The sequence below is a fragment of the Paraburkholderia jirisanensis genome (assembly GCF_054782355.1).
This window is the reverse complement of sequence record NZ_BAAGSQ010000033.1, coordinates 370,505-387,966: the sequence shown is the minus strand read 5'-3', so window position 1 is coordinate 387,966 and position 17,462 is coordinate 370,505. Positions and strand designations below refer to the sequence as shown.

Annotated in this window: 13 protein-coding genes; 10 read left to right on the top strand and 3 right to left on the bottom strand. The window is 65.2% G+C overall.

The window, feature by feature from the left end; translation table 11 throughout:
• Positions 1–311 precede the first annotated feature (311 nt).
• The 10 genes from ACYVNQ_RS33710 to ACYVNQ_RS33665 all read left to right on the top strand — a co-directional run bounded on the left by ACYVNQ_RS33710 (position 312) and on the right by ACYVNQ_RS33665 (position 13,723).
• Complete coding sequence (locus tag ACYVNQ_RS33710; RefSeq protein WP_460909286.1) at positions 312–1,736, top strand: undecaprenyl-phosphate glucose phosphotransferase; 1,425 nt, start codon at positions 312–314, stop codon at positions 1,734–1,736.
• 136 nt (positions 1,737–1,872) lie between these two features.
• Complete coding sequence (locus ACYVNQ_RS33705) at positions 1,873–3,300, top strand: UDP-glucose dehydrogenase family protein (RefSeq protein WP_460909284.1); 1,428 nt, start codon at positions 1,873–1,875, stop codon at positions 3,298–3,300.
• Positions 3,301–3,359: 59 nt separating this feature from the next.
• Complete coding sequence (locus ACYVNQ_RS33700) at positions 3,360–3,803, top strand: low molecular weight protein-tyrosine-phosphatase (RefSeq protein ID WP_460909281.1); 444 nt, start codon at positions 3,360–3,362, stop codon at positions 3,801–3,803.
• On the top strand, positions 3,797–4,981 hold the full coding sequence (locus ACYVNQ_RS33695; protein ID WP_460909279.1) for a polysaccharide biosynthesis/export family protein: 1,185 nt from the start codon (positions 3,797–3,799) through the stop codon (positions 4,979–4,981). Before ACYVNQ_RS33700 ends, ACYVNQ_RS33695 begins: the two co-directional genes overlap by 7 nt.
• A gap of 159 nt (positions 4,982–5,140) precedes the next feature.
• Positions 5,141–7,363 carry a polysaccharide biosynthesis tyrosine autokinase gene (locus tag ACYVNQ_RS33690; RefSeq protein ID WP_460909277.1) on the top strand — a complete coding sequence of 741 codons (2,223 nt, stop codon included), beginning with the start codon at positions 5,141–5,143 and terminating at the stop codon, positions 7,361–7,363.
• Between the two features lie 132 nt (positions 7,364–7,495).
• A complete protein-coding gene (locus ACYVNQ_RS33685) occupies positions 7,496–8,419 on the top strand; it encodes a glycosyltransferase family 2 protein (RefSeq protein WP_460909275.1) in 924 nt (307 codons plus the stop codon).
• Positions 8,420–8,566: 147 nt separating this feature from the next.
• Positions 8,567–9,748: a glycosyltransferase gene (locus ACYVNQ_RS33680; protein ID WP_460909273.1), complete on the top strand. Its 1,182-nt coding sequence runs from the start codon at positions 8,567–8,569 to the stop codon at positions 9,746–9,748.
• A 2-nt stretch (positions 9,749–9,750) separates the two neighbouring features.
• Positions 9,751–11,226: a glucose-6-phosphate isomerase gene (locus ACYVNQ_RS33675; RefSeq protein ID WP_460909271.1), complete on the top strand. Its 1,476-nt coding sequence runs from the start codon at positions 9,751–9,753 to the stop codon at positions 11,224–11,226.
• Positions 11,223–12,437: a glycosyltransferase family 4 protein gene (locus ACYVNQ_RS33670; RefSeq protein WP_460909269.1), complete on the top strand. Its 1,215-nt coding sequence runs from the start codon at positions 11,223–11,225 to the stop codon at positions 12,435–12,437. The genes ACYVNQ_RS33675 and ACYVNQ_RS33670 overlap by 4 nt, the downstream gene beginning before the upstream one ends.
• Before the next feature lie 119 nt (positions 12,438–12,556).
• The gene (locus tag ACYVNQ_RS33665) at positions 12,557–13,723 is read left to right on the top strand and encodes a glycosyltransferase family 4 protein (protein ID WP_460909267.1); all 1,167 of its coding nucleotides are present in this window, start codon (positions 12,557–12,559) and stop codon (positions 13,721–13,723) included.
• 252 nt (positions 13,724–13,975) lie between these two features.
• On the opposite strand, the gene gmd is transcribed toward ACYVNQ_RS33665, so the two are convergent.
• Genes gmd through ACYVNQ_RS33650 form a run of 3 tightly spaced genes read right to left on the bottom strand, consistent with a single transcriptional unit; the run spans position 13,976 to position 17,031 of the window.
• Positions 13,976–15,019, bottom strand: a complete 1,044-nt coding sequence (gene gmd, locus ACYVNQ_RS33660; RefSeq protein ID WP_460909265.1) for a GDP-mannose 4,6-dehydratase — start codon at positions 15,017–15,019, stop codon at positions 13,976–13,978.
• Positions 15,020–15,071: 52 nt separating this feature from the next.
• Positions 15,072–15,884: an SGNH/GDSL hydrolase family protein gene (locus tag ACYVNQ_RS33655; protein WP_460909263.1), complete on the bottom strand. Its 813-nt coding sequence runs from the start codon at positions 15,882–15,884 to the stop codon at positions 15,072–15,074.
• Between the two features lie 22 nt (positions 15,885–15,906).
• Positions 15,907–17,031 (bottom strand): acyltransferase family protein, encoded by a 1,125-nt coding sequence (locus ACYVNQ_RS33650; RefSeq protein ID WP_460909261.1) that lies wholly within the window; start codon positions 17,029–17,031, stop codon positions 15,907–15,909.
• Positions 17,032–17,462 lie beyond the last annotated feature (431 nt).

Sequence of the window (17,462 nt, the reverse complement as noted above, 5' to 3'; positions counted from 1 at the left end):
GAAAGAAACGTAAGAAATCGGCCAGAAACCCACTGGGTAACCCTTGGAAGCCCTGCCAAAACGAATAAAACAGGTAAATATTGCCGAATAAATTCGCAAAAAAATGGGCACTGATTACCGATACAATTTGTTTTTTTTCGGCCCTTGCGGCGCGAATTTTAATGCAGCTTTATTCATACCAGTACGAGGGTTATCACCTAATCTCCAGCGCATCAAAGCGCCAATGCCGACCGGCCGCCAACCGGTTGCCGCGAATTGTTTTATCTGAAGTGTCGCGGCACGAACCTGATTGATTAACGAGGTGTAGCAGCATGCTGAGCGTTCTATCGAGAATCATCGACATTGCGATGGTCGCCCTGGGCGCCATGATCGCCGCGGCGATCCACGGCGGGCACCTCGCATGGCTTGACGACATGCAAAGCATTTCGCTCACCTTCGATTGTCTGCTGGTGATCGTGTTTTTTCCGGCGCTCGGCATTTATCAGTCGTGGCGCGGCAAATCGCTGTACGACCTGCTGTGGCGCGTGTCGTGCGGCTGGTTGATGGTCGAACTGACCGGCATCCTGATGAGTTTCAGCCTGCACCGTGCGGAACTTCTGTCGCGTTTGTGGCTCGGTTATTGGGCGTTCGCGACGATCGTGCTGCTGATCGTCAGCAAGGCGATCGTGCATATGGTGCTGAAGGGCCTGCGCCGCGAGGGCTTCAACCAGAAGGCGGTGGCGATCGTCGGCAGCGTGCCGTACGGCAAGTTTCTGATCGAACAGATTCGCGCGCGGCCGGAAGCGGGCTTCATGCCGCTCGTCGTGTACACCGAAGACGGCGCGCACAACCGCCGCCGCGACGATCCGGCCGACGACCCGGCGCTGCACGAGCAACCGCCGGTGGAGCTGGATGGCGTGCCGGTCGAGCGCGATTACGCGAATCTCGTGCAGACCATGCGCGCAAATGCGGTGCGCGAATTGTGGATGGCGCTGCCGATGTCGAAAGAGCGCACGATCCATCGTTTCGTCACGGAATTCCGCAACGATTTCGTCAACATCCGGTTTATCCCGGACGTGCGCAGCCTGACGCTGTTCAGCCAGCCGATGGTCGATCTGCTCGGCGTGCCGGCGATCAACCTCGCGGCCTCGCCGATCACCGATCTGCGCGTGTTGCCCAAGCGCGTATTCGACCGGCTGTTCGCGCTCGGTGCGCTGACCGCGTTGTCGCCGCTGATGCTGGTGATCGCGCTGCTGGTCAAGCTGTCGTCGCCGGGGCCGGTATTTTTCCGGCAAAAGCGCAAGGGCATCGACGGCCACCAGTTCGAGATCTACAAGTTCCGCTCGATGCGCGTGCACAAGGAAGAGCACGGCAAGATCACCCAGGCCACGCGCCGCGATCCGCGCATTACCGCGGTCGGCGCGTTCCTGAGACGGACCAGCCTCGATGAACTGCCGCAGTTCATCAACGTGCTGAAGGGCGAGATGTCGGTGGTCGGTCCGCGCCCGCATGCGCTCGAACACGACGACATCTACAAGGACCTGGTGCGCGGCTATATGCACCGCTACCGGATCAAGCCGGGCATTACCGGCTGGGCACAGATCAACGGCTACCGCGGCGAAACCGACCGCATCGAAAAGATGATGGGCCGCGTGAAGCTCGATCTGTACTACATGCAGCACTGGACGTTCTGGCTCGACATGAAGATCGTCGTGCTGACGTTCTGGAAAGGCTTCGTGGGCAGCAACGCGTATTGAGCGCGCAGCGTGGCTGGCACCGCCACCACGCGGCACGGCGAGGCGCGGCACAGCGTGAGATGACGCCATGCCACGCAGCGCTACGCCAGCCCATCCATTTAGATCACCAACCCATTTAATTTCCGAGGTGTGATTCATGAACGTGACGATCGTTGGAACCGGCTACGTAGGCCTCGTGACGGGTGCGTGTCTTGCCGATATCGGCAACGACGTGTTCTGTCTCGACGTCGATCAACGCAAGATCGACGTGCTGAACAACGGCGGCGTGCCGATCCACGAACCAGGCCTGCTGGAGATCATCGCGCGTAACCGCAAGGCGAAGCGCCTCACGTTCTCGACCGACATCAAGGCCGCGGTCGCGCACGGCGACATCCAGTTCGTCGCGGTCGGCACGCCGCCCGACGAAGACGGCTCGGCCGACCTGCAATACGTGCTGGCCGCCGCGCGCAATATCGGCAAGTACATGGAAGGCTTCAAGGTGATCGTCGATAAGTCGACGGTGCCGGTCGGCACGGCGCGCCGGGTCGCCGCGGTGGTTGCGCAGGAGCTTGCCGCGCGCGGCTCGAAGCAGATGTTCTCGGTGGTCTCGAACCCCGAGTTCCTGAAGGAAGGCGCGGCCGTGGAAGACTTCACGCGTCCGGACCGCATCGTGATCGGCTGCGACGACGACGTGCCCGGCGAAAAGGCGCGCGAGATGATGAAGCGCCTGTATGCCCCGTTCAACCGCAACCGCGAGCGCACGCTGTACATGGACGTCGGCTCGGCCGAATTCACCAAGTACGCGGCCAACGCGATGCTGGCCACGCGTATCTCGTTCATGAACGAACTGGCGAACCTGGCCGATCGCGTCGGCGCCGACATCGAAGCGGTGCGCCGTGGCATCGGTTCTGATCCGCGTATCGGCTACGACTTCCTGTATGCCGGCTGCGGCTACGGCGGCTCGTGCTTTCCGAAAGACGTGCAGGCGCTGATCCGCACCGCGCAGGAACGCGGCGAAGGCCTGCGGATTCTCGAAGCGGTCGAAGCAGTCAACGACGCGCAGAAGAAGATTCTCGCCAACAAGATCGTCGAGCGTCTCGGCGAAGACCTGTCGGACCGCACCTTCGCGATGTGGGGCCTCGCATTCAAGCCGAATACCGACGACATGCGCGAAGCGCCGAGCCGTCCGCTGATCGCCGAGCTGCTGTCGCGCGGCGCGAAGGTCAAGGCCTACGACCCGGTCGCGATCGACGAAGCGAAGCGCGTGCTCGCGCTCGACCTCGCGGACCGGCCGCAACTGCTCGACAACCTGACGTTTGTCAGCGAGGAAATGGAAGCCGCCGCCGGCGCCGATGCGCTGGTGATCGTCACCGAATGGAAAGTGTTCAAGAGCCCCGACTTCGACAGCCTGAAATCGCTGCTGAAAGCGCCGGTGATCTTCGACGGCCGCAACCTGTACGAGCCGGAATCGATGAGCGAGCAGGGCATCGAGTATCACGCGATCGGCCGTCAGCATGCGCAGCAGCAGGGCGCACGCGGCACGGAGCAGAGCGGCGCGACGGCTGCCGCCGCGGCTTCGGCTTGAGCACGCTGGCTAGCCAGGGTTCGGGTTCGCACTCTTAACGCATAACCACGGATACCGCCATGTTTGCCAATGTCCTGATCGTCTGTCATGCCAACGTGTGCCGCTCGCCGGCCGCCGAGAACCTGTTCAAGGCGAAGCTGCGCGAGCACGCGGGCACGCAGATTGCGTTTCACTCGGCCGGCATTCGCGCGGTGGACGGCGACACGATGGACCCGGTGATGCGCCGCCTGCTCGGCGAGCGCGGCATCGTGGCCGGCGAGCATCACGCGCGGCGGCTCAACCGGCATATGGTGCGCGACGCCGATCTGGTGCTCGTGACCGAGCGCAGACAGGTGAAAGACGTCGAAGCGCTGGACCAGACCGCTCGCGGCAAGGTCCACGCGCTCGGCAAATGGGAGGGGTCGGACGTGAGCGACCCGCACGGCGGCGAAGAAAGCGAATACCGCGAGAGCCTCGTGCTAATCGAACATCTGGTCATGGGATGGCTCAACAAAATATGCTGAATCGAAATATCACTGCTGTTGTTCTTCTTGTGCTGGCTTCGTTTTTGTCAGCGTGTGCCACCGCGCCGGGTTACCAGCTCAACACGTCGCGCCTGAACGATCCGGGTCCGACCAATCCGCAGCCGAACTATGACGTGAAGACCATCGACGCGCAGCTGATCGTCGCGCAGGCGAAGTTCGTCGCCGCGCAGGCGCCGGCCGCGTTGCCGCCGTCGCAGTACGGCAGCGACCTGTCGCATTACATCTATCACATCGAGCCGCAGGACATTCTCGGCATCACCGTGTGGAACCACCCGGAGCTGACCACCCAGACCGGCACCACGCTGTCGACCGGCGGCAACACCACGCAGACGCTCTCCAGCGTGCTGCAGCAGCCGTACACGACCGCGCTGCCGGGCCAGGCCGACCCGTATGGGCAAACCGTCACGGCCGACGGCACGATCTACTTTCCGTTCGTCGGCCGCGTGCGCGCAGCCGGCCGCACCACGTCGCAGATCCGCGAGCAGCTCGCCACCGCGCTGATTCCGTTCATCAAGGATCCGCAAGTCGACGTGCGGGTGCTCGCATACCGTAGCCAGCGCGTCGAAGTGACCGGCGAAGTGAAGACGCCAGGCCCGCTTGCGATCAGCGACGTGCCGCTGAAGCTGGTCGATGCGATCACGCGTTCGGGCGGCACGACTTCGGAGGCCGACCTGCAGCGCGTGCGCCTGACGCGCGACCACAAGCTTTACGTGCTGAACGCCTACGCGATGCTCGATCGCGGCGAAACCAGCCAGGACATCCTGTTGCAGCCGGGCGACGTGCTGAACGTACCGGACCGCACCGATAGCCGCATCTTCGTGATGGGCGAGGTGAAGTCGCCGGCGGCGGTGCCGATGCTGAAGGGGCGCCTGACGATTGCCGACGCGCTGACCACCGCCGGCGGCATCCTCGACACCGATGCGAACGCGCGCCAGATCTTCGTGATGCGCGGCATGCGCGACAACCCGACCTCGCCTGAAATTTTCCGGCTCGACCTGACGCAACCGGATTCGGTGATGCTGACTTCGCAATTCCAGCTGCAGCCACTCGATGTCGTGTATGTGGGCACCGCCGCTTCGACGACGTTCAACCGTCTGATCCAGCAGGTGCTGCCGACGCTGCAGTCCGTGTTCTTCGTGAAGGAACTGGTGAACTGATGACCGCCTGATCCGATGGTCCAGCAGTCCGACTGACACGCTACGGTGCGCGCGGATCGCACGCACCGTAGCAACCGACGTGCAGCAAGCCTGACAACGCCTACGGGCGGGCGCTTTATCCAGGCGCCCGCCCAGCGGCACCCGAACGGGAAACGAACCGTGAGCACACAAGTCAACACCCATCTGGCCATCCAGGGCCGCACCGAAGAAGAGGACGTGGTCCTCGGCCAGCTGATCCAGGCGATCTTCGACGACATCTGGTGGCTGATCGGCATTGCCGTGACGATCGTCGCGATTGCCGGCTTCTACTGCTACATCGCCAAGCCGGTGTATTCGGCCGATGCGCACGTGCGGGTCGAGCCGCAGGACAACACGTCGCAGGCGCTTACGCAGAACCAGAGCGGCGCGGCGATCACCAGCGGTTCGAGCGCGTTGCCCACCGACGCGGAGATGGAAATCATCAAGAGCCGCGGCGTGCTCGGGCCGGTGGTGCAGGACGAGAAGCTGAACTTCTTCGTGTCGCCGAAGACCTTGCCGATTCTCGGCAGCCTTGCCGGCCGCCTGCACAAGTCGGGGGGCCTCGCCAAGCCGTGGCTCGGGCTCACGTCGTACGCATGGGGCGGCGAGGCCGCGGACGTCGATTCGATCGAGGTGACGCCGGCGCTCGAAGGCAAGCAGCTGACGATGGTCGCGCTGCCGGACAACCAGTACGAACTGCACGCGCCGGACGGCTCGCTGCTGCTGCGCGGCGCGGTCGGCCAGACCGCGCAGGGCGGTGGCGTGACGATGCTGGTCAACAAGCTGGTGGCGCGCCCGGGCACGCAGTTCATCGTGATGCGCGCGAACGATCTCGACGCGATCACCGGCTTCCAGTCGGCGATCAAGGTGAGCGAGCAGGGCAAGTCGACCGGCGTGATCCAGATCTCGCTGGAAAACGGCGATCCGGACCGCGCCGCGGCGATCGCCAACGCGGTCGCGCAGTCGTACCTGCACGAGCACGTGCTGACCAAGCAGGCCGACGCGAACAAGATGCTGGACTTCCTGAAGAGCGAAGAGCCGCGTCTGAAAGCCGACCTCGGCCACGCCGAAGCGGCGCTGACCGCGTATCAGAGCAAGTCCGGTTCGATCAACGCGTCCGACGAAGCGAAGGTCTATCTTGACGGCAGTGTCGAATATCAGAAGCAGATTGCCGCGCTGAAGATGCAGGTGGCGTCGCTGCAGCAGACCTACGCGGACAACCACCCGATCCTGAAGGCGGCCCGCGAGCAGATGAGCGAACTGCAGGCGCAGCAGGCGATGTACGCGGCGCGCTTCCGCGATCTGCCGGCAACCGAAGTGCGCGCAGTACAGTTGCAGCGCGATGCGAAGGTGGCCGAAGACATCTACGTGCTGCTGCTCAACCGCGTGCAGGAACTGTCGGTGCAGCGCGCCGGCACCGGCGGCAACGTGCACATCGTCGATGCCGCGCTGCGTCCGGGCGAGCCGACCAAGCCGAAGAAAGTGCTGATCCTGTCGGCTGCGGCGATTCTCGGGCTGATCGCCGGCACCGGCTTCGTGCTGGTTCGCCGCAACATGTTCAAGGGCATCGACGATCCGGAACACGTCGAACGTATCTTCCATCTGCCGGTGTACGGCCTCGTGCCGCTGTCGGCCGAGCAGGCGGTGCTGGAAAACCAGGTGGAGCGGGGCGGCGCGCGCGAGCGCACGGTGCTCGCCAACGCGCGGCCGAAGGACGTCTGTATCGAAGCGCTGCGTAGCCTGCGCACGTCGATCCAGTTCTCGCTGATCGACGCGCGCAACCGCGTGATCATGCTTACGGGCCCGATGCCGGCGGTCGGCAAGAGCTTCCTGACGGTCAACCTCGCGGTGCTGCTGGCGCACTCGGGCAAGCGCGTGCTGATGATCGACGGCGACATGCGGCGCGGCTCGCTCGAGCGGCACCTTGGCGGTTCGCAGTCGAACGGGCTGTCGGAACTGCTGTCCGGGCAGATCGCGCTGGAAGAAGCGATCCGCCCGACCGATACGCCGCATCTGTCGTTCATCTCGTGCGGCGTGCGTCCGCCGAACCCGTCGGAACTGCTGATGTCGCCGCGCCTGCCGCAGTACCTCGACGCGCTGCAAAAGCGCTTCGACGTGGTGCTGATCGACACGCCGCCGGTGTTGGCGGTGACCGATGCGTCGATCATCGGCGGCTATGCAGGCTCGACGTATTTCGTGGTGCGCTCGGGCATGCATACCGAGAGCGAGATCAGCGATTCGTTGAAACGTCTGAGCGCGGCCGGTGTGCACGTGCAAGGCGCGATCTTCAATGCGATGCCGACTCGCGCCCGCGGCGGTTACGACCGCAGCTATGCGGCGGTGCAGGAATACCTGAGCACCTAACTGAACGGCGCGGCCGATGCCCGCTGACGTGCGTGGCGAGCGCTGCAAGCGCGGCGCTGCGCGCGGGGGCCGGCTGCGGCCCGAATGACTGAGACTGGATATCTGAGCGCGAAGCCCGGAGAGTTTGCAACGATGAAGATAACCGTACTGGTTCCGACTTTTCGACGTCCGGACGACCTGACGCGCTGCCTTGCCGCGCTCGAGCGTCAGCAGCGCGTGCCGGACGAAATCGTGGTGGTCGCGCGTCCCGACGACGCCGCGACCCACGCCTGCCTGCGCGAGCATCTGGCCGCCGGCCGGCTGCCGCTGGCGATCGCACCGGTCGAGGTGGCGGGCCAGGTGGCGGCGCTGAACCGCGGCCTCGATGCGGCGACCGGCGACGTGATCGCGATCACCGACGATGACGCCGCACCGCACGTCGACTGGGTGCAGCGCATCGAAGCGCATTTCGCCGGCGACCCGCAACTGGGCGCGGTCGGCGGACGCGACTGGGTGCACGAGAAAGGCACCGTGCTGACCGACTCGCGGCCGCTGGTCGGCAAGCTGACGCCGTCGGGCAAGATCATCGGCAATCACCACCTGGGCGTCGGCGAAGCGCGCGAAGTAGACATGCTCAAAGGCGCGAACATGAGCTACCGGCGCGCGGCGATCCAGCGCATCCGCTTCGACACGCGGCTGCGCGGCGCGGGCGCCCAGGTGCACAACGACATGGCGTTCAGCATGAGCGTGAAGAACGCCGGCTGGAAGCTGGTCTACGACCCGCGCGTGGCGGTCGACCATTTCCCGGCCGAGCGTCACGACGACGACCGGCGCGACGCACAGACGCTCAACGCCGTGACCAACGCCGCCTACAACCTGCATCTGATCCTGCGTGCGCAACTGAAGCCGCTGCACCGCGAAACCGCGTGGTGGTGGTACACGCTGGTCGGCACGCGGGTCTATCCGGGCATCGTGCACGCGTTGCTTGCGCTGACCTCGAAGCGGGGCCGCATGCGGCTCTCGCGCTGGCGTGCGGTGCGCGCCGGCGCACAGCAAGCGCGCCGCGCCGCGCTGTAACGCCGCCTTGGGCGGACGGGCTGGCTTGCGCTACCGCGCAAAACCCGCCAGCCGTCCGCGCGCGGCGCGAAAGGGGCGCCACGAGTGCCCTACGCACGCCGCGCGCACGGCGACATGTTTTTGAACCGGCAGACCGGAGTGCCCTGCATGAGCATCAATGTCCACGTTCATCTGTTTTACGGCGCGGATCCGCGCAACTATCGCAAAGGCGAGAACATCGGCTGTCTGTACGGCTATCACCACGCCGAGTCGGACGAGTTCCATCTGACGTACTCGGAAGACGCACCGGAAAGCAAACCGGTGCGCCTCGCACGCCGCGCGCTGAAAGCGCTGCTCGGCTTCGATGCGATCCACACGTGGCGCAATCGCGCCGAAATCATGCGCTCGGACGTGATCTGGACGCATACCGAACAGGAACACCTGGCCGTCTCGCTGGTGCTGCTGATGCAAGGCCGGCGCGCCGCGCCGCCGCTGTTGCTCGCGCAAAGCGTGTGGCTGCTCGACAAATGGCCGCACTACGGCTTTGTGCGCCGCTGGCTGTACCGCAAGCTGCTGGCGCGCGCCGACGTGCTGACCACGCTCGCCAGCGAAAACGCGCAGCTGTGCCAGCGCTTTCTGCAGCGCGACGCAACCCAGGTGCTGTACGGTCTGAACACCCGCGACTTCCCGGTGCAGCAGCCGGACTCATGGACGCCGCACACGCCGCTGCGCATCGCCGCGATCGGCAACGACCGCGACCGCGACTGGGACACGCTGATCCGCGCGTTCGGCAACGACGCGCGCTACGCCGTGCGGATCGCCACGCGGCGGCGCATTCCGGCGTCGCTGCGCGCGCCTAACGTCGAGATCGCCGCGGTCTCGGGGATGGCGAAGCAGCACGAGTTCTACGCGTGGGCCGATGTGATCGTCGTACCGCTGCGGCCGAACTCGCACGCGTCGGGCATTACCGTGATGCTGGAGGCCGCCGCGCTCGGCAAGCCGATGCTGGTAACCGACGTCGGCGCGTTGCAGGACTACTTCTCGAAGGACGCGGCCTCATACGTGCCGCCCTTCGATGCGCAAGCGCTGCACGACGCCGCCGACAAGCTGGTCGCGTCACCCGCCGACGCACTGCGCCAGGCGCGCACCGCCGCGGCCGAACTGCTGGCACGCGACCTGACCACGCAGCACTTCGCGCAGCAGCACGTGCGGATCACGCGCGACCTGCTGCGCCGGCGCGGCGCGCCGCACGGCGTACGCAGCGCCGAACCGGCGGCGGCTGCCGCCAGTGCCCGCAGCAGCGTCGAGCCGCATACGGTCGAGCGGCGCGGCGCGGGCACGGGAGTCTAGCGATGGCGACGCTACTGCAAGCCGGCGCGACCAACGCGAAGGCCCTGCTCGGCGGCAGCGGCCGCGACCGCAGCGAGTGGATTCCTTCCGCGCTGCTGTGGCTGATCACGGCAGTGTTGATCATCGCGCACCAGGGCACCGTGCTGACGCTCGCGTTCCCGGTGCTGGCGATCATGAACGGCTTCTGGCTGTACTTCAAAAGCCCGGCGCGCTACGTCGGCTTTATGTGGTGGCTGTGGTTTCTGAGCCCCGAGGTGCGGCGTCTGGCCGACTGGTCGAAGGGCGGCTTCACGCCGACCAGCCTGATCCAGGTCGCGCCGCTCGCGGTGACGATGATCAGCGGCCTGTCGCTGATCCGCTATTACCCGGTGCTCGCGCAGCGGCGCGGCCTGCCGGTGCTGCTTACATTGTTCGGGCTGATGTACGCGTTCCTGATCGGCGTGGTGTCGAGCGGGCCGCTCGCCGCGATCTACGATCTGGCGAACTGGATCTATCCGATCCTGATCGGCTTTCACATCATGGCGAACACCAAGCTATACCCGGTGTTTCGCGAGACTATCGTCAGCACCTTTATCTGGGGCATGCTGGTGATGGGCGCATACGGCTGCGTGCAGTTTTTCATCATGCCGCAGTGGGACGCGCTGTGGATGATCGGCTCGCAGATGAACTCGCAGGGCGACCCGGTGCCGTTCGGCGTGCGCGTGTTCAGCACGATGAACTCGTCGGGGCCGTTCGCATTCGCGATGATGGGCGCGATGGTCTACGTGCTCGCCGCGCAGCATCGCGTGCGCTGGATCGCCGGCGCGCTCGGCTTTATCTCGTTCGCGCTGTCGCTGGTGCGCTCGACGTGGGGCGGCTGGGTGATCGCGCTGCTGGTGCAACTGATCAAGTCGGACAACCGCGTGCGGATCCGCATCATCGTCAGCGGTGTGCTGCTGGTCGGGCTGTGCGTGCCGCTGCTCGCGGTCGGCCCGGTGGCGGACCGCATGCAGGCGCGCCTGAACACGCTGGTGAACCTCAGCGACGACCAGAGCTACGCCGCGCGCAACCAGTTCTACGCGCAATTCGCGCAGACTGCGTTCACGGATGTATCCGGCGAAGGGATGGGCGCGACCGGCACGTCGACCAAGCTGTCGACCGGCAACGACGGCCAGCTCGGCGAATACGGCAATTTCGACAGCGGCGTGATGAATATTCCGTTCGTACTCGGCTGGCCCGGCACGCTGCTCTACATGTCCGGCATCCTGTGGATCATGACGCGCGCGGTGCTCGCGTCGTTCAAGATGAAAGACGACAAGTACGTGTCCGCGTGCCTGTCGCTCGGCGTCGCTATCTTCGCGATGCTCGTGTTTACCAACTCGCTGGTCGGCACGGGCGGCTTGCTGCTTTTTATGAGTCTCTTTTCGATCATCTCCGCAGCGCATTGGCAAAAACAGCATCGCAGATCGAATTTAGTTCTATCCGGAGAACCCGATTGAGAGTCGCCATTGTCACGCACGTCGTACGTCATAACGACGGACAGGGCCGCGTCAACCACGAGATCGCGCGCGCTGCGCTCGACGAAGGCATTGCGGTAACGCTCGTGGCCTCGCATGTCGCACCTGAACTGCTCGAACATCCGCTGGTGCGCTGGGTGCCGGTCAAGATCGGCCGGCTCTGGCCGACCAATCTGCTGCGTCAGCAGGTGTTCGCGCTGAAAACGGCGCTCTGGCTGCGCACCCATCGGCGCGAGTTCGACGTGTTGCACGTGAACGGCTTCATCACGTGGGCGCCTGCCGACGTGAACACCGCGCACTTCGTGCATACCGGCTGGGCCAACAGCAAGTACTACCCGTTCGGTATCACGAAAGGGGTGTGGTCCGGCTACCAGTTTGTCTATACGCGTCTGAATGCGCTGCTCGAGCGCTGGGCCTACCGGCGCTCGCGCGTGATCGCCGCGGTGTCGCGCAAGGTCGCCGACGAGATCCGCGCGATCGGCCTCACGCCCGACAACCGGCTCGACGTGATCTACAACGGCGTCGATACGCGCGGCTTTGCCGCGGCAAGCGGCGACCGTGCGAAATTCAAGCTGCCGCACGATGCGTTTTTGCTGCTGTTCGTCGGCGACCTGCGCACGCCGCGCAAGAACCTCGGCACCGTGCTGAAGGCGCTGACGTTGTTGCCCAAACACGTGCAGATCGCGGTAGCCGGCTATCTGCCGGGCAGCCCGTATCCGGAACAGGCGCGCGCGCTCGGCATTGCGGACCGCGTGCATTTTCTGGGGCTGGTGAAGGAAATGCCCGTGCTGATGCATTCGGTCGACGCGTTCGTGTTTCCGTCGCGCTATGAAGCGATGAGCCTGTCGCTGCTCGAGGCGATGGCCGCCGGCCTGCCGGTGGTGACCGCGCGCACCGCGGGCGGCGCCGAGATCATCACGCCCGAATGCGGCATCGTGCTCGACGATCCGGACGATCCGCGCAAGCTGGCCGACGCGATCGGCCGTCTCGCGGACCACGACGATACGCGTCGCGCGATGGGCGTGGCCGCCGCGGAACTGGCAACCGGTTTCGGCTGGGCGCGCATGGCCGCGCAATACATCGCGCTGTACCGGCAGATTGCCGGCCTGCGCGAGAACCGCAGCAGCGCGAGCGACGCCGACGTGATCGCGGCGAACGTGCTGGCAGGGCGGCAGGGTGCGGACGGCGCGTAGCGCTTTCACGCACCCAGGAGCAGCAGCAGATACACACGCAAACCACCGCGCGGCGGCGCCGCAACGAAGCAAAAGCAGGCGCCGCGCGCGGACCAAAAAGAACCGGAACTGGAACCGCTATGACAACGCAATCAATCAAATCGCTGCAGATCGGCATGCACTGGTTCCCCGAGCGCGCGGGCGGTCTCGACCGCATGTACTACTCGCTGATCGGCGCGTTGCCCGGCGCAGGCGTGCAGGTGCGCGGCGTGGTGGCCGGCTCGTCGCGCGTCGCGGCCGATACGAACGGCGCGATCCAGGGCTTCGGCTCGGCCGCGCAATCGTTGCCGTTGCGGCTGATGGCCGCGCGACGCGCGCTGCGCCGCGAAGTGCAGGCACAGCGCCCCGATGTGATCTCATCGCATTTCGCGCTGTACACGTTCCCGGGGCTCGACGTGATGCGCGGCATTCCGCAGGTGTCGCACTTCCAGGGGCCGTGGGCCGACGAGAGCCATGTCGAAGGCGCCGATTCGTTCGGTCAGCGCGCCAAGCGCTACCTGGAGCAGACCGTGTACGCGCGCTCGTCGCAGCTGATCGTGCTGTCCGACGCATTCGGCAAGATCCTGACGTCGCGCTACGGCATTCCGCAGGAACGGATTCGCGTGGTGCCGGGCTGCGTGAACGTCGACCAGTTCAATCTGCCGCTCACGCAGAACGAAGCGCGCCTGAAGCTGCAATTGCCGCTCGGCCGGCCGATCGTGCTGGCGGTGCGGCGTCTGGTGCGACGCATGGGCCTCGAAGATCTGATCGATGCGATCAAGCTGGTCAAGAAGCGCGAGCCGGAAGTGCTGCTGCTGATCGCAGGCAAAGGGCGCCTCGAAGGCGAATTGCAACAGCGCATCGACGAAGCGGGATTGACCGATAACGTCAGGCTGCTCGGCTTCGTGCCGGACCAGCATCTGGCCGCGTTGTATCGTGCGGCGACCATCAGCGTGGTGCCGACGGTGGCGCTCGAAGGCTTTGGGTTGATCACGGTGGAATCGCTGGCGTCGGGCACGCCCGTGCTGGTGACGCCGGTGGGCGGTTTGCCGGAGGCGGTGGCAGGGCTGTCGCAAGACCTGGTGCTGCCGACTACCGGTGCGAATGCGATTGCCGATGGTCTGGGCAAGGCACTCGACGGTTCGCTGAAGCTGCCGGATGCCGACGCCTGCCGCAAATACGCGCGCGACCACTTCGATAATCCGGTGATCGCGAAGCGCGTGGCCGCGGTGTATGCCGAGGCGATTGCGGCTGGCTCGACGCACTAGCACCGGAGCACTGGCGGGAGCGCGCAGCGTGTCTGCGCGCAACGCGCGGGCAGCCACGCTGTGCGTGGCGCCCAGCCGCGCCGCGATGGCGCACGCAGCGAGTGAAACTGCGCCACTCGCGCCAGCCCGCAAAAGCAGCGGCGGCCTTGCGCGAACCGCCGCCGTTTCGAACCAGAGGCGGCAGGTCTTGTACGAACCGCCGCCGCTTCGAACCAGAGGCGGCAGGTCTTGTACGAACCGCCGCCCCCGCGCTCAGAACGTCTCGTGATTCCGGTTGCGCGCGATATCCGCGCCGACCATCATCTGGCACAGTTGCTCGAGCGTGGTCTGCGGTTCCCAGCCGAGCTTGGCCTTCGCCTTGTCCGCGCAGCCGATCAGCAATTCCACTTCGGCGGGCCGGTAGAACTTCGGATTCACGCGTACCAGCGTGCGGCCGGTCGCCACGTCGATGCCCACCTCACCCTGGTTCTTGCCCGACCATTCGAGCTGATAGCCCGCCGCCGCGAACGCCATGCGCACGAAGTCGCGCACGGTCTCGGTACGGTTGGTGGCGAGCACGAAGGTGTCGGGCTCGTCGACCTGCAGCATCCGGTACATGCCGTCGACGTATTCGAGCGCGAAGCCCCAGTCGCGTTTCGCATCGAGATTGCCGAGCTCGAGCACGTCGGCCTTGCCGAGCTGGATCTTGGCCACCGTATCGGTAATCTTGCGCGTGACGAACTCGCGGCCGCGCAGCGGCGATTCGTGATTGAACAGAATGCCGCTGGTCGCGAAGATGCCGTACGACTCGCGATAGTTGACGGTGGCCCAGTGCGCGAACAGCTTGGCGACGCCATACGGGCTGCGCGGATAGAACGGCGTGTTCTCGCGCTGCGGCACCGCCTGCACCATGCCGAACATCTCGGAAGTCGACGCCTGGTAAAAGCGTATCTTCGGATTGACGATGCGAATCCCTTCCAGCAGGTTCAGCGCGCCGATGCCGGTGACCTGCGCGGTGGTGGCCGGCTGGTCGAACGACACGCCGACGAAGCTTTGCGCCGCGAGGTTGTACAGCTCGTCGGCCTGCGCGTTTTCGAGCAGCCGCAGCGTCGAGCCGAGATCGGTCAGGTCGTGCTCGACCAGACGCAGGTTCGGATGGTCGAGCACGCCGAGCTCTTCCATGCGCCAGAAGTTCACCGAGCTGGTGCGCCGGTACGTGCCGGTGACCTGGTAGCCCTTGCCGAGCAGCAGCTTGGTCAGGTAGGCGCCGTCCTGGCCGGATACGCCGGTAATGATGGCTTTGCGTTGGTTCGTCATCGGATGCCTTTGGTATGGTTGCCTTGAAAACCGGGTACAGGCCGCGCGCGCGTTACGACGCGTCATGCAGCAGCCGCCGCACCAGCGGATCGAGCACCGCGTAGCTCTCGCGGGCCTTCAGCCGGTACAGCTCGGGTTTGGGGTGAGCGCCGTCGGACATCTGCATTTGCCAGTCGGGCATGCCGCTGATGTACGCGTACTGGTCGACGAGCGGCACGTGCTGTTCGGCCGCGACGCGCCGCGTCATCTCGACCATCGCCGCGAGCTTCGCGTTGCGGCGCGGGTCGGGCATCGGGTTCGAGGTTTCGAGCACCGGCTGTTTGCCGGCGGCGCGAGCGGCCTTTACGAGTGCGGTTTCGGCCGCGTAGAACTGCTCGGGCGTCTGGTTCTGCATCACTTCGTTGATGCCGTAGTTGAACGTGACGATCTGCGCCGACGATACCGCCATGCGTGCCGCGAAGGTCGGGCAGCGGCCGTGGCAGATGCCATCGAGCAACTGCGACGCCATCGAGCCGCCGACGCCGAGATTGGTGACCGCGACGCGCGCGCCGAAGTCGTCGTGCAGCGCGTCTTGCAGCCACGTCACTGCGTTTTGTGCGAGCGGTCCGCAGCGGTGGTCGCTGCATGAGGTGCCGAGCGTGGTCGAGTCGCCGTAGGCTTCGATCAGTACGGTGCCCGCGGGGGCTGCGGCGCGCAGTGTTGCAATGGGCGCGGGGGCGGGCGCGGGCGCCGCTGCCGTGGCCTCGACGAGGCCGCCGCCGCAGAGCAGTGCGCATGCGCCGGCAAGCGCAATCAACAGCGCCGTCGAGCGCGCTGCGAAGTGCGTGCCCATCGCACGGCGCAGCTGGCTGCGCAAGAGTTTCATCGGGCGCGGTTTCATCGGCGCGTCAGGCTTGCGTCTGCGTCGTGGGCTCGCCGCGTGCGGCGCCCGGCCGCGCATCGGCACCGTGCGCATGAGTCGCGCCAACAGCCGCACCATGAGCCGAACCCTGCGCCCGGCCATGAATCAGCCGCCGCTCGAACCCGAACCACGACACGCTCGCATAGACCATCGTGATCGCCAGCGCGAGCGCGGCCGTCAGATAGCGGTTCAGATGCAGCGGCCACAGCGTGTACAGCACGCTCAGATGGATCAGGTACACGGTGTAGCTGACGGTACCGATGTACACCAGCACCGGATTGCTCAGCACGCGCTTGACGACGCCCTTGCTCTGCAGCGCGATCACCACGATCGACGTGCACAGCACCAGCGAAACGCTATACAGGCCCGCATTCGACAGCGGCGTATTGGCCGCGCGAAAGCGCGGAAAGTGCAGGTGCAGCCACGCGAGTACCGCCAGCGCCGCGGCCAGCCCCAGCACCGCGAGCAGCTTGTACGGCTCGAGCGCGTTCGGGTTGCGCCGCACCGCGCACGCGAGCAGCGCGCCGGCGGCGAGCAGGTCCATGCGGAACGGCGTCAGGTAGTAGATTGGCCAGAACGAATCGAACCACGGCGTCGCCACCGCGCGCAGCAGCGGCACCAGCACGATCAGCAGCGCGGCGACATACGCGAGCGCGCGCTCCGGCACCAACAGGATCACGAACGGCCAGAAGATGTAGAACTGCTCTTCGACGGCCAGCGACCACAGCACGTTCAGGCTGTCGTGGCCGCTCTGGTTCAGCGCGTCGCCGATATTGGTCGCGAAGAACGCGTACCACTCCCAGTGCTGGGCCCAGCCGAAGCCGAATAGCAGCGACGACACGACCATCAGCAGCAGATACGGCGGCAGAATGCGCCGCGCGCGGCGTGCATAGAAATAGCCGAAATACGACTGCCCGCGCGCCTTGCGCTCGAGCAGGATGCCGGTGATCAGAAAGCCGCTGAGCACGAAAAACAGGTCGACGCCCATCCACAGCGGCGCCTTCAGCGCGTGCTGCGCAAACACCGCCAGCACGGCGATTGCGCGCAGGCCGTCGAGCTGAACGATGCGCCGCGTATGCGAGGGCGGCACGGGCAGTGAACTGGCTGTCATCAGGGTTCGTGTAGTCGCGTTGGGTGTGGCGGTGGTCGTGAGATTCGCGCCGCGGCGCGGACGCTGCGGCGAAAGGCGAATGATGGGCAATGCGGCCATTCATTCTAAAAAAATAAAATGCCTTCAAAAATTTGAAGGAAAACGAATAAGCGGGGGAATGAAAAATTAATCTTATTGGGTCGATGCAAGCGAGGATTTGCCCATCAGTAAGAAGTGCGGATCGACGCCGCCATCAGGCTTGGAAGCCGGTAAATTTGAGGAAATATAACGACCCGGCGATGCGTTTTCGCAGCAGTCGCCGACGCACTTTACGATCGCGTTTCGCCATTTTTTTCAGATGCTCACATTTGAATATTTTTGAATTTTTTGGAATTTATTTAGCGCCGGGTTTACGCGTATTGTCGGGTGTGAAGGCTGGCGCGCGCAGCGCC

Excerpts from the sequence above, each read along its gene's own strand:
- ACYVNQ_RS33710 (WP_460909286.1), top strand. The coding sequence starts at position 312 with ATGCTGAGCGTTCTATCGAGAATCATCGACATTGCGATGGTCGCCCTG.
- ACYVNQ_RS33705 (WP_460909284.1), top strand. The coding sequence starts at position 1,873 with ATGAACGTGACGATCGTTGGAACCGGCTACGTAGGCCTCGTGACGGGT.
- ACYVNQ_RS33700 (WP_460909281.1), top strand. The coding sequence starts at position 3,360 with ATGTTTGCCAATGTCCTGATCGTCTGTCATGCCAACGTGTGCCGCTCG.
- ACYVNQ_RS33695 (WP_460909279.1), top strand. The coding sequence starts at position 3,797 with ATGCTGAATCGAAATATCACTGCTGTTGTTCTTCTTGTGCTGGCTTCG.
- ACYVNQ_RS33685 (WP_460909275.1), top strand. The coding sequence starts at position 7,496 with ATGAAGATAACCGTACTGGTTCCGACTTTTCGACGTCCGGACGACCTG.
- ACYVNQ_RS33680 (WP_460909273.1), top strand. The coding sequence starts at position 8,567 with ATGAGCATCAATGTCCACGTTCATCTGTTTTACGGCGCGGATCCGCGC.
- ACYVNQ_RS33675 (WP_460909271.1), top strand. The coding sequence starts at position 9,751 with ATGGCGACGCTACTGCAAGCCGGCGCGACCAACGCGAAGGCCCTGCTC.
- ACYVNQ_RS33665 (WP_460909267.1), top strand. The coding sequence starts at position 12,557 with ATGACAACGCAATCAATCAAATCGCTGCAGATCGGCATGCACTGGTTC.
- gmd (WP_460909265.1), bottom strand. The coding sequence starts at position 15,019 with ATGACGAACCAACGCAAAGCCATCATTACCGGCGTATCCGGCCAGGAC.
- ACYVNQ_RS33655 (WP_460909263.1), bottom strand. The coding sequence starts at position 15,884 with ATGAAACTCTTGCGCAGCCAGCTGCGCCGTGCGATGGGCACGCACTTC.
- ACYVNQ_RS33650 (WP_460909261.1), bottom strand. The coding sequence starts at position 17,031 with ATGACAGCCAGTTCACTGCCCGTGCCGCCCTCGCATACGCGGCGCATC.